This window comes from Aliiroseovarius sp. Z3 (assembly GCF_029105185.1).
GTDB lineage: Bacteria > Pseudomonadota > Alphaproteobacteria > Rhodobacterales > Rhodobacteraceae > Aliiroseovarius.
Genome location: NZ_JAFMZK010000008.1, coordinates 58,782 through 75,475 on the forward strand (window position 1 = coordinate 58,782; position 16,694 = coordinate 75,475).

General features: G+C 58.0%; 13 protein-coding genes. 3 read left to right on the forward strand and 10 right to left on the reverse strand.

From position 1 onward, the window contains the following. Positions 1–2 precede the first annotated feature (2 nt). From J3R80_RS14080 to J3R80_RS14095, 4 genes are read right to left on the reverse strand one after another with little or no spacing between them, the layout of a single operon-like run. A complete protein-coding gene (locus J3R80_RS14080; RefSeq protein ID WP_275394425.1) occupies positions 3–668 on the reverse strand; it encodes a polysaccharide deacetylase family protein in 666 nt (221 codons plus the stop codon). Position 669: 1 nt separating this feature from the next. Next, positions 670–1,698, reverse strand: a complete 1,029-nt coding sequence (locus tag J3R80_RS14085; protein ID WP_275394426.1) for a peptidoglycan bridge formation glycyltransferase FemA/FemB family protein — start codon at positions 1,696–1,698, stop codon at positions 670–672. Positions 1,699–1,706: 8 nt separating this feature from the next. Next, positions 1,707–2,897, reverse strand: a complete 1,191-nt coding sequence (locus J3R80_RS14090) for a GNAT family N-acetyltransferase (protein ID WP_275394427.1) — start codon at positions 2,895–2,897, stop codon at positions 1,707–1,709. Next, on the reverse strand, positions 2,897–3,877 hold the full coding sequence (locus tag J3R80_RS14095; RefSeq protein ID WP_275394428.1) for a glycosyltransferase family 2 protein: 981 nt from the start codon (positions 3,875–3,877) through the stop codon (positions 2,897–2,899). The genes J3R80_RS14090 and J3R80_RS14095 overlap by 1 nt, the downstream gene beginning before the upstream one ends. Positions 3,878–4,045: 168 nt before the next feature. Here J3R80_RS14095 and J3R80_RS14100 point away from each other — a divergent pair, with 168 nt between their 5' ends. Both J3R80_RS14100 and J3R80_RS14105 read left to right on the forward strand, forming a co-directional pair. Then, positions 4,046–5,131 (forward strand): GNAT family N-acetyltransferase, encoded by a 1,086-nt coding sequence (locus tag J3R80_RS14100; protein ID WP_275394429.1) that lies wholly within the window; start codon positions 4,046–4,048, stop codon positions 5,129–5,131. Continuing rightward, positions 5,124–6,296: a DegT/DnrJ/EryC1/StrS family aminotransferase gene (locus J3R80_RS14105; RefSeq protein WP_275394430.1), complete on the forward strand. Its 1,173-nt coding sequence runs from the start codon at positions 5,124–5,126 to the stop codon at positions 6,294–6,296. The genes J3R80_RS14100 and J3R80_RS14105 overlap by 8 nt, the downstream gene beginning before the upstream one ends. On the opposite strand, the gene J3R80_RS14110 is transcribed toward J3R80_RS14105, so the two are convergent. Together J3R80_RS14110 and J3R80_RS14115 are read right to left on the reverse strand one after the other, a co-directional pair. Further along, the gene (locus J3R80_RS14110) at positions 6,241–7,044 is read right to left on the reverse strand and encodes a hypothetical protein (protein WP_275394431.1); all 804 of its coding nucleotides are present in this window, start codon (positions 7,042–7,044) and stop codon (positions 6,241–6,243) included. The genes J3R80_RS14105 and J3R80_RS14110 overlap by 56 nt on opposite strands. Positions 7,045–7,175: 131 nt before the next feature. Then, positions 7,176–9,950, reverse strand: coding sequence for a right-handed parallel beta-helix repeat-containing protein (locus tag J3R80_RS14115; protein WP_275394432.1), 2,775 nt, complete (start codon positions 9,948–9,950; stop codon positions 7,176–7,178). An 84-nt stretch (positions 9,951–10,034) separates the two neighbouring features. On the opposite strand from J3R80_RS14115, the gene J3R80_RS14120 reads away from it, so the two are divergent. Continuing rightward, complete coding sequence (locus tag J3R80_RS14120) at positions 10,035–10,253, forward strand: hypothetical protein (protein ID WP_275394433.1); 219 nt, start codon at positions 10,035–10,037, stop codon at positions 10,251–10,253. Between the two features lie 96 nt (positions 10,254–10,349). On the opposite strand, the gene J3R80_RS14125 is transcribed toward J3R80_RS14120, so the two are convergent. The 4 genes from J3R80_RS14125 to J3R80_RS14140 all read right to left on the reverse strand — a co-directional run bounded on the left by J3R80_RS14125 (position 10,350) and on the right by J3R80_RS14140 (position 16,665). Next, positions 10,350–10,793 (reverse strand): acyltransferase, encoded by a 444-nt coding sequence (locus tag J3R80_RS14125; protein ID WP_275394434.1) that lies wholly within the window; start codon positions 10,791–10,793, stop codon positions 10,350–10,352. A gap of 87 nt (positions 10,794–10,880) precedes the next feature. Next, complete coding sequence (locus J3R80_RS14130) at positions 10,881–12,287, reverse strand: oligosaccharide flippase family protein (RefSeq protein ID WP_275394435.1); 1,407 nt, start codon at positions 12,285–12,287, stop codon at positions 10,881–10,883. Between the two features lie 86 nt (positions 12,288–12,373). Then, complete coding sequence (gene xrtD / locus J3R80_RS14135; protein ID WP_275394436.1) at positions 12,374–13,975, reverse strand: VPLPA-CTERM-specific exosortase XrtD; 1,602 nt, start codon at positions 13,973–13,975, stop codon at positions 12,374–12,376. 233 nt (positions 13,976–14,208) lie between these two features. Beyond that, entirely contained in the window at positions 14,209–16,665 is a 2,457-nt protein-coding gene (locus J3R80_RS14140; RefSeq protein WP_275394437.1) for a tetratricopeptide repeat protein, read from the reverse strand. Between the last annotated feature and the right edge of the window lie 29 nt (positions 16,666–16,694).

Sequence of the window (16,694 nt, forward strand, 5' to 3'; positions counted from 1 at the left end):
AATCAGGTCAGCCGTTTTCGCGTCATGCCGATAAACCGGCGCAGCTTGCGTTTGACCGACAGATGCCCTGCGATCAATGCGCGGAAGTCGGCATTAGTCATCTTGCCCTGCACCGACGCCCTTGGCCGCAGAAAGGCGTTCGGGTCCATCTTGCCGCAATCGCTGGAATAGGCGCAGGTATAGCCGACCTGACGCAATGCCTTCAGAACGGCGGCGTTATAGGCGCCAAACGGGATACCCGCCGTGGTCACAGCCTGCCCACAGATTTCCTCTAGCGTGGCGCGCGAAGCTGTCAGTTCGTGATGCAGTTTGTCGGCGGGAAGGTTGGCCCAGTTCAGGTGGTCAACCCCGTGGGTGCCAATGGTCATACCCTGCTGTTGCAGCGTCTGAATATCCGGCGCATCTAGCGACCCAGCCTGTCCGATCCGTCCGGTCAGGACAAAGAAATCCGCAACCAATCCACGTGCGGAAAGTTCGGGCAACCCAATCTCAAGATCCGAGACATTGCTGTCGTCAAAGCTGATCCTGATCTGGTTGGGGTCGGGCAGGGCAACGATCATGTCCAGCACGTGGCGGAACTGGTCTTCGCTGATCCAATAGGGTGCTTCGTCCTGCTCAAGCGGGCGCTTGGGTGTGCCGATGCCGTGAAAAATGATGCCAACAGTCATATCAGCCACGTCCTTTCAGGCGGCCATAAGCGGCCTCGACCCCCAGCACCAGCGCGGACCACGGCTGTGATGGTCGGGCCTCATACGGGCCGGCGGCGTCGATGGGGGTGCCGTTCATCCGGTCCTTGAACCTTGCAACGGCGGGGTTTGCGTCGAAATCCACGCCACCCAGATCATACCAGTCCAGGCCCCGCGAGCGCGACAGATTGATCCCCTCCCATGTCAGGAAAAATCCGGCGCGCAAACGACGCCCCGCATCAGCTGTTGCGCCGAACAGATAGGTCGCCACCTTGCCGGATGTGCCGATCACGATCCCGGCCAGATCCTTGCCATCCTTGGTGGCGATCAGGATGTCGTAACGCAGATCGTCGCCGGACAGGGCAAAATGAAACTCGGGCGTGATATCAGGTTGAAACCCCTTTTCCTTCTGGATGTCGTCAAACAGCCGCAGGAACCGCGCCTGCAGGTCAGGCGAATACCCGGCCTCCAGCGACAGATCGGATTTCCACGCATAGCGCAGATCGGTGCGCCATTTGCCCATCAGATCTTTCAGCATCGTGTCGTGATCCTTGTGCAGATCCATCGTAAAAGATTGATAAGACGGCACTTTGTCGGTTGGACGATAGCCGCAGGCGGCGGCCAGCGGGTCGAGCGTAGTCTTGTCGTGCAGGGCAACCCCCGGAAAGCGCAGGCGCAGCACGTGACCTTCGCTGTCGCAAAGCCGGTCGCGCAGCGCTGTCAGGATCGCTTGCAGCCGCGCGGCGTCCGGGTCGTCGCCGCTGACCGGCAGGACCAGCGGGCCAGAGGGGATCCACGCAATGCCGCGCCCAAGGCCGGGAATGGTTTTCAGCCGCACGCTGGTGGCGGCGATGACTTGCGATGCGTCTTCGACGACCAGGAATTTCAACTGGCCGCCGATGCGTCGGGCGGCTGCCTGCCCATAGGTCAGGCTTTGTTCAAAACTCAGGTCGCGAAACCGGGCCGCGATGCCGGGCCAGTCCTCTGCCGTGATATAGCGCGTGGTAACCATGTGACCCCTTATATCCGCGTCCTGATCCAGTGGCGGGACAGGGCGTGAAACCCCATTCCGGTGCGCGCCCGAATGCGTGGGGCCAGCTTGATGAACCACAGCCGGTAGTAAAGGAAATTGACCAGTTCGGCCCATTTCAGCATCAGGTTCAGCCGTAGTCGCACCCTACCCGTAGCGCGGGACAGCACGATGCGGTGCACGTCGACCATGCGACCGCCATAGGACAGTTTATAGGGATAGCTGCCCATCCCACCCTCGATCCGCGTGACGCCTTGCTTGATCATGCTTTCGATCAACTGAACCAGACCGACCTTGCCGATGCTCAGCTTGTCGGCGGTGTCGTCCAGGCTGCGGGCAGGCAGACGCCAGTGGCAGGTTTGCCCGGCGACCAACGCGAACTGGGTCGCCAGCGGCCCGTCCTTGCCCATTTGCGTGTGAAACTGCACCTGTTCCTTGTCCTCCAACCTGTCGGACAATTCTTGATAAAACGCACTGCTGCCCGGCCAGTCATGGAAATGACCGCCCTTGCCAACGGCCTGCCACTGGATGTTGTGAAAGGTGATGAAATCGGCAAAGGCGTCGGCGTCTGGAATGTCCACACGAGTGGTCATGTCAAACGCGGCTTCAAGCCCCTTCACATCGCGGCGATACTGGCTGCGGCGTTTCTTGGACAAGCTGGCAAGATAGCTGTCGAAGTCGCCCGGCAGATCAAAGACCGTATGCGCGCCAGCGGGCTGGTCGGTGACCTCAACGGTCGAAAGGCTGGCACAGGCCCGGGCGGCTGCCAGCATGTGCGACAGGTCGGAAACCGGCGTCAGGCTGATCGCGTCGGCCAGCCCTGTATCCAGAAGCCCCGCACAAGTGGCGGTCCACATCGCGCCCATCGCGTCGGGTTGGACGGGCAGGGTGAAGATCAGGCAATGCGGATCGGTTCCGGCCAGCCGGGCCAGCGTCAGCGGCACTGGTCCCGCCCAAATGCGTTCGATGCTGAACGGCAGGATGCCGACAAGGGCATCATCTTGGCGCAGAACAAGGCACCGAAGCCGTTGGGTCTGACCAAAGTGCCGCCACCGGGCAGCGAACCACCCCGGGGTCAGATAAATATCTGCCCCGGTCTGGTCAGCCAGCGCATCCCATTCGTCTGCCAGTGCCAGAACCTCAGCAGGATCGTCCAGCCATTCATGGTCAAAGCCTGCCATCAGGACATCGGCTCCTTCCCCAGAAGCAGATATTGCAACGAGGCCAACGACAAACGCACCTTGGCCTTGGTCTCGGCATCGCTGCGCACAAGCCGCAACGCACCAAAAACCGCCAGCCGCAACGCCGCCGACAGGATATAGATCAGCTTGGCCCCCAGATAGCCCAGCGTCCCGTGATGCTTGCGCGAATAGATCAGGTGGCTTTTCTGCATCTGGACATACATGCGCGACCGAATTTGCGAGGTGCTTTTCGACCCGCCATCCAGATGGATGATCTGCGCCTCGGGCGTGAACACGCAGCGCCACCCGGCCTGACGGATGCGATAGCACCAGTCGGCTTCCTCGGAATAGACGAAATAGGCGTCGTCCAGCGGGCCAACCTTGTCCAGCACAGGACGCGGGACCAGCATGAACATGCCCGACACGACATCTACGTCGCGTTCGGATTTGCGATCCCAATCGGTGTACCACGGGCGGCCAAAGAATGGATGTATCCCGTCCAGCCGCATCAGGCCCAGGCTGACAATCAGCAGGTTCACCAACCCCGGTTCGGCAAAGCCCGTGCGCTGGATCACGTCCGGGCCTTCCATGACCTGACAACCGACGCAGCCCACATCCGGGTGCCGCGACAGCCAGTCCAGCATCTTGTCGATTGCGCCATCCAGGATGATCGTGTCCGGGTTCAGAAGCAGAACATGCGCCCCGCGCGCCACCGCCAGCCCCTGATTGTTTGCTGCCGCGAACCCGTTGTTTTCGGCGTTGGCGATCAGAACGGCATCCGGAAACTCGGCGGCCACCATCTCGGCCGATCCGTCCGCGCTGGCATTATCGACGACAATCAATTCGCATGAGGCCCGGGTCTGATCGATGATCGATTGCAAACAGTCCCGCAACAAGTCGCAGGTGTTCCAGTTCACGATGATCACCGAGACGTCAAACGGCCCGTCATTCGCTTCATTGGGGGTTTGTACTGCCTTCATTCGTAAAGTATCTCTTAAACAACAACCAAATATCTATTATTTTACGCTACATAGACTGATATAATGATCTGAAAGCGCGTTATAGGGTCTGGTATCTACTGTCTGGACCATAATTTCAATTGAATGCGACGATATTGCGTCGATCTTCGTTTATTATCGGGATCCTTAATGGACATCGAATGTTTGCAGGAATTGGGGCCCGAGCAGAAGGCAGAGTGGGATGCCTTCCTCTCCGCGTCGCCTTTTCAACATCCAAGGCAAGACCACCGTTTCGCCCAAACCGAACGCGTCGATGGGGCGGATGTTCTGTTTGTGCTGGGTCGTGTTGACGGGGCGCTGGCCGGGGTTGGTCTGCTGTCGCGCACGCCGCACCCGTTTCTGGCGTCCCGCTATCGCGACGCAATTTTCCTGAGCGGACCGGTCTGCAACGATGCACCGGCGATGATTGCGTTCCTGAATGCCGCCTTCGCCCACCCGGAAATTGCGCGCATCGGGCGTGTCAGGATCACACCTTATTGGCTGGAAGATGACGCGCAGGCGCTGCACCGCCTGCTGGAGGACAACCGGTTTGCCCTGTCCAGTGACGGCATTTTTCGCGATACCGGTTTGATCGATATCACCCCCGATCCTGATGAAATCATGTCGCGGTTTTCCAAAAGCGCGCGGCGCGAAGTGCGGCGGGCGGAAAGGGCGGGTGTGTCTGTCAGGCCGATCACAACGCGCGACGGCGCACTGGAATTCCTGCACAGCCTGAACCGGCTTCGCGTGAGTCGCGGGTTGTTTGCATTGGCCGAGGACAGCTTTGTTCAGAGCTTTGATGACATCTATGAAGCCGGTGATATGGGGATCTTGTTGGGCGCGTTCAGCGACGGGGCTTTCATCAGTGGGCTGTTGATGTATCGCAGTGCGCACACCGCGCATGGACGCCATTTCACCACGGAAACCGAGCTTCTGCACGCGCTGAAAAATCTCAGGATATCACCGCTGTTATGGCTTGAGGGGATGATCTGGGCGCGCTCCAAGGGATGTGCTTCTCTGGATGTCGAGGGGTATGTTGAAACGACCGACAAGTCGGACAAGAAATACAACATCTACAAATACAAATCCGAACTCGCCCCGAAAGCCGTCATTCGGATTGGCGAACGCAGCCGGATTGCAAACGGGTTTCTACATGTCACCGGCAATGGCAAAGAGGTGTTGAAGGCCGCGGCAAGGCGGCGGTATCGGGCGCTGAAAGGGTTGGATGATGACTGAGCTGACGCGCCAGCATCTGGATTGCGGTGACCCCACGCCATCGCTGTGGTCCTTGCTATCGCGTGATCCCGATGGCGGGTTGGAACCTTTGTTCGATGGGCGGCGGGTTGCTTTTAGTTTCAACACCCGCACGGCCTTGCGCGAGGCCTGTGACATTCTGGGCCTTCAACCGGGTGACGAGGTGCTTGCCCCCGCCTATAATTGTGGGTCCGAGTTGGACCCCCTTCTGGATGCCGGGCTGGACATCGCGTTCTATCAGATCGACCGCCGGACGCGCCCGGACCTGACCGATATGGCGCAACGTGTCACACCAAAGACCAAAGCGATATATCTGACCCATTATTTCGGGATGCTGCAACCTGACACATCCGCGATCCGTGCGCTTTGTAACGAGCACGGGCTGTTCCTGATCGAAGATTGCGCACTCAGCCTGCTGAGCGGCGACCGCCCGGCCGAGGGGTTTGCCGGTGATGTGAGCGTCTTTTGCTTCTATAAACTCTTCCCCGTTTTGGCAGGGGGCGCGATTGTGTTGAACGCCGACCAGCTTGAGTTTCGTGAGCCGTTCGATCAGCCGCCGCCCCACTCGCTGCTTAGAAAACCATTTATCCGAATGGGGCTGGAAGCCTTTGTGGGCGCGCGCTTGCTTCGGAAAGTGGCAATGTGGCGGCGCAAGGGCCGCGTGACACCGTCCCTTGCAGCTGAACCGGGGGCGCATATCGACATGCCGCCGGGCTATTATTTCGATCCCGCCCTGAAGCATAGCCGGATCAGCGGCTTTACCAAACGCGCCCTTGCGGCATTCAATCCGGCGCAGACCCGCACGCGCCGACGCGAAAATTATGATATTTATCAATCTCTTCTGTCGGATATTGCGGGTGTAACACCGCTTTATGAAACACTGCCCGACACGGCGTGCCCACTATCCTTTCCGGTTCTGGTGGAAGATCGGGATGCCGTCGCCGCCCGTCTTTCGGCGCGCGGGATTGCTGCAACCCCATGGTGGTCAGGTTATAATCAGAAGCTGGACTGGGCTGAGTTTGACGATGCTCAGTTCCTGAAAGACCATGTCCTGACCTTGCCATGCGGGCAACATCTGGCCGCAGATCACATCAGGCTGATCGTGTCCGAGCTGACCGCGGCGCTTGGGACTGCCGACCAGCCCTGAACCGATACACTGCCCACGATCCGCCGAAAGGTTCGCGGATCTTCTCAAGGGCAGGGTGGACATCCAGCCGGTCGCGCAGAAACGGGTTTTTGTACAACAGATAGCAGGGCCGGTCCGTATCCAGTGTCGCCTGAACACAGTTCTCGATCACCGGTTCCATGATGTCATAGTTGAATGGATTATAGAGATAAACGACCAGCGGGCCGGGGCGCGGTTTGAAATCCCGCGCGTCGGCCAGAACCGATGTGACGTGACCTGTCGCGCGGGTTTTCAAGGTTGCGATGTTTCGCTGTGCGTCGGCATGCAGGTTTTTACAAAACTCAACACCGGTTACCTGTCGAAACGGATAGCGCGCCGCAGCGGCCAATATCGCACCTTTGCCCGATCCGTAATCCACAAAATCATACTGATCATAGGGCAGCTTCAGCGATTGCAGAACGTGGCGAAACTCAAGCGCGGGGGTCGGTTCATATCGGTTCGCCGCGCTGCGTTTCAGATCCGAGACGGACAGGTCCGACACATCGACGATCCCGTGCACGTCAAGATCGCGACTGTGGCGACACTGGCCCAGCTTGGCCACCGGACCCGACCAAAGCCGCATCCGTTTCGCGACCCCCAGCAGCAAGACCGATCCGGTCTGCGCCACACCGTTATATTTGATGTTCACCTGCAACAAGCGCGCGCGGCGTCGCAATTTGTTGAAGGGCGCATCAAATTCCGGGTTCGCGGTGGTTCTTCTGAATAGCACGCCTGTAAACCGAACTGCTCTGACTTTGTTTTCGCGATTACGTGTGGAATTTGGATGAATTGCAAGGTTTGGGATGAAAAAAGCGCCCCTTCCGGTCGGAAAGGGCGCTTTTGTCACGTTTCGTAGGTGTGTTAGCCCAGAAGTTCGGGCTCGGGCACCGTGGTGTCGATGAACTGCGCATCGGCTTCCAGCGCGAACTGGGTGACGTCACCGTCGAAGTGGCGATCCCACTCGGTGCCAAGCGACCAACCCCATTCGCCACCGCCAGCGCCGACGAATTCAAGATCAAGATCGGCACGTTCCAGCACCAGTTGTTCGTCAACGAACACCTGCAGCAGATCGGCATCCGCATCGGCCATCACAACAATCTGGTGGCTGTCTGTGTCATCCAGTCCAAGATTGTCGACCTTGAAGCCTTCCCAGAACGGGCGGTCTTCGTTGGCCACGTGAATGCGCAGGCCGTCGCCTTCCAGAGCCACACCAAACTTCATGTGGTTCCAGACCAGACGCTCGGTGTCGCCGTCAACCGAGTTGCGGTTGTATTCGACTGCAAAGGTCAGCTGGTCGGTATCTTCGAATTCTTCCAACCGGCCAAGATAGACGCTGTCGCGATCACCATCCAGACGCACGCCTTCGCCGTTGCCGATAACTTTCGCATCGTCGCCCAAGGCATAGTCATCACCGATCAGCGAACCGAAGTCGATGACGTGGTCGTCGACGACGATGCCGTCGGCCACAACGGGATCGCCTTCGTCGGGGAAGTTGGGTCCGTCATCTTCGCCTTCATCATCGTCGGTCTGATCACCGCCGCCGGTCTCGTCACCACCACCGGTCTGATCGCCGCTGCCGGTTTCGTCACCACCACCGGTCTGGTCGCCGCTGCCGGTTTCGTCTTCGACCATGTCGAAGTCGGTCCCAATACGGAAGTCGCTGACTTCGCCTTCAAAGAAGCTGTCCCAGGCGGTGCCAAGTGACCAACCCCATTCGCCACCACCGGCGCCGACAAAGTTCAGGTCCACGTCGTTTTGGTCAAGGACCAACTCGCCGTCGACATAGACTTTCAATTGGTCGGTATCCTGATCGGCCAGCACAACGATGTTGTGATCTTCATGATCATCAAGACCAAGCCCTTTGATCTGGAAACCTTCCCAGAAGGGACGTTCTTCGTTCGCCACATGGACCGACAGATCACCGTCTTTCAGGGTGACGCCGAATTTCATGTGGTTCCAAACCAGTCGTTGGCTGCCGCCATCTGAATCGGCCTGGTTATATGTGACCGAGAACGCGATTTTCCCTGAGTTCTCGAACTCTTCCAGACGTCCCAGATAGACGTGATCTTTGTAACCATCCATTTGGACAGCGCCGTTGTTAACGGCTGCGTCGTCCTGAAGCGCCCACTTGTTGCGGGCCAGTTGATCCATGTCGAGTACATATTTCGCCTGAACCACTGGTGTTTCATCGGTTTCGTCGGTTTCGTTGCCGCCGGACTGATTTTCGCCCCCGGATTGGTCTCCACCGCCGGATTGGTCTCCACCACCGGACTGATTGCCACCACTGGATTGATCACCACCGCCGGACTGATCGCCACCACCGGATTGGTCACCACCGCCGGATTGGTCACCACCGCCGGACTGATCGCCACCGCCGGACTGATCGCCACCACCGGATTGGTCATCACCACCGGTTTGATCGCCGCCGCCAGTTTGACCACCGCCGCTTGAGCCACCACCCTGATATTCAGGCTGGACCTTCGCAGCGCCGGCATTCAACGTATCAATGATGCCGCCGGTCACACCGGTCGCGCTATGGGCGCCGCCGCCCTGCAGGCCGGCAGTGCTTTCCAGCAGATTACCCACATAGTTGGATGCGCCGGGATTGGTGTATTGAACGATCACGTTGTCGTTCACGTTCCAGCCGCTTTGGCCATTGTAGCCGCCGACTTCATAGGTGATGTTGTCTTCGATCGTGACCTGTTTCGCATTGTCCGAAACAATGATCCGCGGGGTCATGATGCTGCCCGAACGGCCAGTATTGTTGCCATTGCTCATGTCACCATCGGCTTGCAGGATGGTGTTGTTGCGAATGGCGAGGTTGGTGGTTTCGCCAACCGTGATGCCGTGAACGTGGGCGTTATAGATCGTGTTATCTTCGATCAGGATGTTCTTGTAGTACATGTTGGCGCCAGCTTGGCCCTGGTCGACCAGCTCGTTGCGCATGAAGATCGACTGGGTCCATGCACCGGAACCGATGTCCAGCGTGTTGCCGCGGATCACGATGTCGGTGCTGGGGCTGTCGGTGCCCGTTGTCCAGAACTGGATCATGTCTTTGTGGAACGGCGATGCCGGATCCGAGTCAAAGTCATGGATATAGTTGTCTTCGATCAGAACGCGCTGCACGTCAGCGAAGTTCATGCCATCGCCACTGATCGAGTGCACGTCGTTGCCCACGACCTTGACGTCGGTGCTTTGAAGGATCTTCACACCACGGTGCCAGTTCGACACTTCGTTGTTCAGGACATTGACGTTGTCAGAGTTGATGACCGTCAGGCCCCAGGCGGTGCCGTAGCCGGTGTTGTCATCATCCCCCAGGATTTGTGTGTTCTGCACCGTGATCAACGAGCTTCCGTTGATCGCGAAGGCTTGCAGATAGTCAGGGTCGCCGTTCTTGTACGTGTAATCGAACTTCAGATTGTCGAAGGTCACGTTCTCAGCGTTGTTCACCTGAACCGACGAAAAGCTCGCGGGGTTCGATGGGTCTGCCGACGTAATTGTCACCGTATCCGAAAACTGCTTGCTGAGGTTCAGCGCGCCATAGTTGCCGGAAGCCAATTTGATGGTGTCACCGCCCTGCGCGCTGCTGATCGCCGCAGAAAGCTCAGACGCATTGCTTACGTTGTAGATGGTCATTTATCACCTGCCATGTTTCATACTCTGCCCTCCCATAGGCAGAGATCTAACTTCGTGCACCCCGTTGATGGATAATCCGTGTTGATGAGGCGTAAACGCGCCGAGATTGTGTTCGATGCGTGTTTTTTCGCTCAAAGAAACAATGAAAAAAACCCAGAAATGCATCGAACAAGCGAAAAATGGACAATTTCTGCGCCACATTTCAGCATTGCCTGCCTTATTTACGGGGCAATTTCGGACAAAAAGTCGATTCGTTGCATACCGATTGTTCGCCAGATCGACACGATGATCGCCAAAAAGTAGAGAAATATCTGGCATCGTTTCGTTTGGGTGGACAGAGAGAATCACCCCAACCCGGTGCAGGTCAGATACATCCAAAGATGCGTCTGACAGACCGGCTTAGCTTTGGAGTTCGGGTGTCAGGATGCCATATTCGGTCGTCATGATGTCCGAGCGCATGATCCGCGCCGGATTTCCCGCCACGATCGTGCAGTCTGGCACGTCTTTGGTCACCACGCTGCCCGCCCCGACGATACAGTGGTCCCCGATGGTCACGCCGGGCATGATGATCGACCCTGCGCCAATAAAGCAATAGGCACCGATATGGGTGTCGACATGTTTGTTGTTCACGAAATCATGGGTCAGGATGGCAACATCGAAGGTCACACTTGTATGTGCCCCAATATGGACGCCGCGCGGATTGGTGTAATCAAGGCGCGCTTTCGAGGATATCCGGGTGTTCTCTCCGATCGTCATGCCGAAATACCGTGTCAGGATCGCGCGGCGTAAAATCGTGCGATAATGGTAGATATTATTGCGAACCTGATGAATGGGGTATTGCATGTTAAGTGTGTATCCCGAAATTCCTTTGCAGCAGTCTAGGGCGGTGCGGGTTGCCCGACAATCCTGCAACCTGATCTGCGCGCGTCGTCAGACCTGACCCTTTTCGGCGACATATCGTCTGAGGAACCCCATCGTGACGGGGGCCAGCAGGAATGTAGCAAACACACAGACCATAATTGCACTCTGCGATGTTGGTGACGGGATCGACGCATATTTCAGCGATGTGTATAGCCCGACAAGGATCATGCACAGGAAGGTCAGGCCAATCGACACCGTGACCGGGCGGGGCGAGATGTTCAGGCGCCAGTGGATCAGCCCCAGCGACAGCCCAAAACCCACGAATTCGGCGATGGCAGCAATCCAGATCACTGGCAGAAGCTCTCCTGTCGTCGCAGCGGCATACCAGGCGACGGGCAGGGCCACGACGCGGGCAAGGCTTGCAATCATCGGATTTTCGGTTTGGGCGCGGGCCAGTGAAATGGCGTTCCCACCTGCTTTGAACATGCGAAGCGCCTGCAACAGGGCCAGCCATGGCAGGATCGGGATGATCGCTTCGTATTTCGGGCCAAGCAGCAGATGCACAACCGGATCGCCCAGCAGCAGAACACCAAGCACGAACATCAGCCCCAACAGCAGATAGGACTGGATGATGGTCATCGACAGTTTATGGAACTGGCGCGGCTCTTTCTGGTTCTTCGACAATTGAGGAAGAAAGAAAGATTGCACGCTTGTCTCTAACACAAGCGTCGGTGTCAGGGTCAGCGTGAAACCCATTGAGAACAGCGCCAATGCCTCAAGCCCCAATTCACGTCCCACCACCAACTTCTCGCCGTTGAAGATGACGAACAGAACCGCACCGCCCAACAGGATCGGCCAGCCAAAGCGGAAGGCGCGGATCATGGTCTGCCGGTCGAAGGTCATCCGGAAACGCCGTTCCGCCAACAGATGCGAAAACACCGTGGTCAACACCCATTGGACCAAGAGCGCATAAAGCATGACGCGATAGTCGCCATATATATAATGTAGCGGCCAAAGCGAAATCACCGAGATTACGGTGGGCAACAGGTGGGACAGGATATTGGGCGCATATTTCATCTGCCGTTGCAGCCGGTAGATGTCGAAATGCGTTAGGCCCGCGATGATCGGCACGATGGCCAGCAGGTGATAGGTCCATGCCAGTTCGGGGATGCCAAGAAAATTGGCCAGCGGGTGCGCAATGATGAAAAGCGCGCCGGCGGAGATGAAGCTGCGCAGGAAGTTGAACCCTTGCAGGTTGGTCTGCATGTCGGGGTTGTCGCCGTCTTCGTCCTGAATGATCATCTGCGGTAGGCCCAGAGTCGACATCATCTCGACGATGGCCATGCTGATCGCGAAGGTCGAGGCGATGCCGTAATCTTCGACGCTGATCAGGCGCGCGACAATCAGGTTCCGCACGAACAGCATCAGATAGAAGAACGAGTTCCCGGATAACAGTACAATCGCGGATTTTAACATGGTGGACTCTTATGCAGGGCTTGTCAGCGGCATCGCCGATACGCCAGCGAACACATTTAAACAACAGAACCGAGGTCTTGTCAGTCTCACATCGGTACGAACCTTGGCAGTCTTGGCAGGCTTTGGGTCATAAAGTCAATCAGCCTTGCATCGGCGTCTGCCTCGGTTTCATCCGGGCGGATCGGCGTGACATAGCGCACCAGCGCCCCGTCGGTGCGCCCCTTGGTCAGGCTGTCGATCACCACACCGATCTTGGCAGTGAAGTCATTGGTCTGCCGCTTGCCGCGCTGTTCGAACCAGTAATAGACCAGTTGTTTGCTTAGCCCCTTCTGAATGACCGAACGATTGACGTGGAAGCTGCCATAGGCGGGGACGTTCGGATTAACCTCGACCGGTTCAAGGCTGAACACTTCCCACCCGCCGACTGGCAGGCAGACCTCGGGCGAATGGATGCCGCTGCCTTCGGTCTGCTTGTCATAGAAGGCCACGAACATGTTGATATAGTCGGGCGACCCCGGCGCGGCATAGGTTGTGCTCAGATAATCGGTGGCGCCCAGCACCTCTTCGATCTCGGGTTCAAGACGGGATGTGGTGCCGGACCAGTCGCCGAATTGACGGGGGAACAAGGTGAACGGTTCGCGCTCGACCTTGACCGGATCGCCACCTTGCAATGTCATCCAGCCAACCGACACCGCCATGGTCAGAAAGGTCGCCACGGCCATCGCCTTGGACGGCTGAATGCCCAGAAAGCGCCCGGCGACCGGGCCGAAGCCGTCGGTGTCCAGGTCAATCGCTTCGCTCAGCGGTTTGGGATCGCGGGTCATGCGTTGCAGGATGATCGCCATCAAAAACAGGATCAGGATGCAGATGACGAAGATCACCCAGCCTTCGAAGAAATGCAGAAAACCCTCGGCCGCTTCGATCCCCTGACGGTCCACCAGAATGCCGATGATGCCGATCCGAACCGAGTTCATGAGGACGGTCAGCGGTGCGGCCGAAACCAACAGCACCACCTTGTGCCAGATCGGGCCGCGATACAGGATCGCGAACAGGTATGAGAAGCTGAGGATGGGGAACAGGTAGCGCAGGCCGGAACAGGCCTCGGCGACCTGCAGCTTATAAACGCCAAGGTCGATGATGTTGCCTTCCAGAAAGACCGACACACCGGCAAGGCTGACAAACCAGACGCCCAGTTCCGAGGACAGGTATTGCAGCAGGATCGTCAGCTTCCAATACAGGAACTGCGGCAGCGGCAGCATGAAGACCAGATGCACCACGGGCAATTGGTGGGTTCGTCCGCGCCTCCAGCCAAAGACCACCAGCACCACGCCGCCAAGCCAGATGATCATCGCATAGGTGACGATATCGGGGATGCGTGTCAGGTTGCCCAGAATGGCAATCGCCAGCGCCACCACGATGACAAACACGCCGGGCCAGCGATCCTGCACCGTCAGGTCGGGCAGGGGGGCTTTGCGCAACTCCCGCAGAAACAAGTACAGCGAGATGATCGGGATCAGCGGCCCATGGCTGTATTCCGGCGTCGACCACGCCGCCGCCAGGGACTGAAACCCGATCCAGAACACCGGCAGGGCGCTGAGGATCAGGACGGCAAACCAAAAGATGCCAGCCAGATTCAGATCTGGAAGCGCGTGTGTCGGCTGTTGCGGTTTGTCACTGGTGACGGACATCAAACCTGTCCCTTGAATAATCTGACAATCAAATGGTTAACAGAAGTTGCATAATAATGATGTGTTTATCGGGCATTTTTGGGGCTTGGCCCATAGAAAAACCGCACCCATTGGCAAAAACCGCGGATTTTCACCGGAATGTGAGCGTGATGTTCGCGATTGCGAAACGATCAGGCCGCCGGGCGAGGACTGGTTCGCTGCCTGACCGATCCGTTCCGCAGATCATGCGTCGATCAGTTGGCATCCTCGGTTTTGGGTTCCTTCAGACGTGCGATTTCGGCATCCATCGTTGCGACGAAGGCAGGCGGGTTGGCCGGATCAATCATGTCCTTGACCTTCTCGAATTGTGCCAGCGCCGCGTCGAAGCGAAAGGCACCGGCATAGGCCATCGCCAGATGATATTGCACCGTTACGTTGTTTTCCATGACGTCAGCGGCAGGTTCCAGATGGGCAACCGCTTCGTCATAGTTCTGCAGGCGGTAGGCGATCCAGCCATAAGTGTCCTGAAACGGTGCCACATCAGACCCGCGCAGGCGGCGGGCGACGGTATATGCGCGCTCAAGGCTTTCGGTATCTTCGCGGTGATCGGCCAACAGGCTGGCCAGATTGTTGGCGACAATCTGGTTGCTGCTGTCCTTGGCATAAAGGTCTTCGTAAACGGCAATGGCCCCGTCAATATCGCCCGCCAGCTCAAGCTCTCCGGCCTCGACCCACGCCAATTGTGCGCTGCCCGGCACGGTTGTCCGCGCGGTGGCCAAGGTTGCCAAAGCCGCGTCCCTGTTGCCGCTGCTACGTTGCAGGCGGTAAAGTGCGGTCCAGACCTCGGCCCGTTGATCGTCTTCTTCCAGCAAGTCGTTAAAGATGGTTTCAGCCTCGGATACCCGCCCGCTTTGCGCCAGGATCGAGGCACGCACGAAGTGCAGCATCGGCGTATCGGGTGAAACCGCCAGCAGCTTGTCGACATGATCCAACGCTTGTTCAGTGTCGTCCTGATCCAGATAACGGCGAATGATGACGATATCTGCGGTATCGACACCTTCGGTGCCCGCCGAGACAGATTCCAGGAACGAGTTCAGCTCTGTCTCGCGGTTCTGGGCAGCCAGTCGGCGCGCGGTCAGGTTGTTTGCAAGCTCGGTGGTTTGCTCTGTGTCCAGTCCGCGAAGGGTCTGCGCCACATGTTCAGTGCGACCCCAATCCTGCATGTCGACATACAAACCGCCCAACGCCGCAAGGATTTGCGCGTTCTGGGGTTGGATCCGCAGCGCACCCAGCAGGGCGTCTTCAGCAGGCAGGTGTTTGCCCTGGCTCATCAGGTGCCGGGCATAACGCAGGCTTTCAGCAGCCCCGTTGTTCGAGTTTTCGACGGCAAGCGCCAACATCTCGGACATCAGTTCTTTGTTCCCGTCGCGTTCATGGGCGCGGGCCATCAGCGTCATGATCTCGGGATCGTTGGGCGTGTCGGCCAAAGCCGCGCGCAGGGTCATGATCGCGTCCCCGGTCTGATCATCGGCAATCAGCCAATCCGCCCGACGTTTCAGGGCTTCGGTATGGGTGCTGTCACGTTCCAACACCTCCTCGATCATGGCGCGCGCGCCCACGGGGTTCCCGGTTGCGTCCAACATCCGCGCCAAACCAACTTTGACATTGTCGGTTGAAGCCGATGGCTCTGCCCCGTCCAGAATGGCCTGCATCTCGGCAATTGCTTCCTGCTGATTGCCGGTGTCGAAATTTATCGATGCACGCAGTGACCGGTACAACGCCTGATGGGGTGATCCGCTGGCGATCAGTTTGTCCAATTCGGCCTTTGCCGCGTCGCTGCCACGAAACTCGGACAAGAAACGGACCAGGGTGGCACCTGCCTCGGGGCTTTCGTCCTGCGGATCGACCCGCTCGCGCAGAAGAGCTTCGGCCTGGTCTGTGTTTCCGCGCGAAATCTGCCATTGCACGAGGGCGGCCAACATTTGCTGATTTTCGGGGAATGTTTCGACCATCCTGGTCAGCTGTTGTTCGATGGCGTCTGAATCGTTGATGGCATAAAGAACGCCCAGTCGCTTTTGCAGAAACTCTGTCGATTCCGGCGCGTATTCCAATGCGGCGTCCACCGCCTGCAAGGCACGTTTCCAGTCCTTCAGGCGGATATAGTCATCAATCACCAACCGACGCAGGCCCAGATGCGACGGGGCTTCTTCAAGCAGTTCAAGCGCGGCCTTCTGCGCCTCGCTTCTTCCGGTTTCGTTGTTGCCGATGACGGCATCGCGATAGGCAAGGGCCACTGTCGAGATGCGTGCGGTCTGATCCTCCGGGGCCAGCTTCGCCGTATATTCACCATGGCGGCGCAATTCATCCCAGTTGCCATTTTCGAACGCCATTTCGGCAAGCGCCTTTCGGCCTTCCAGATCATCGGGATACTGTTCGACAAGACGCAGATACTGGCTGTAAGCCTCGGCAATGTCGCCGTGGTCGCGCCGCATCTTGGCATAGGTCGCACGGGCATCGCGGTGCTTTCCGTTGCGGCTGAAGACGTTCTGGAATTCGACGGTGGCCCGGGCAACGTCGTCGTTTTCCATATGCTCCAGCGCCGCCGCGAAATGCTCTTCCGCGCGTTCCTCAGATGACTTGCAACTTGTCAGAACGGTCAGGGCGCAGGCCAGAAGGATGCCGGTGAAGATGCGATTGATCATAGGTGTCATCAGCTCATGATAAATGGGGCCATTTGGCC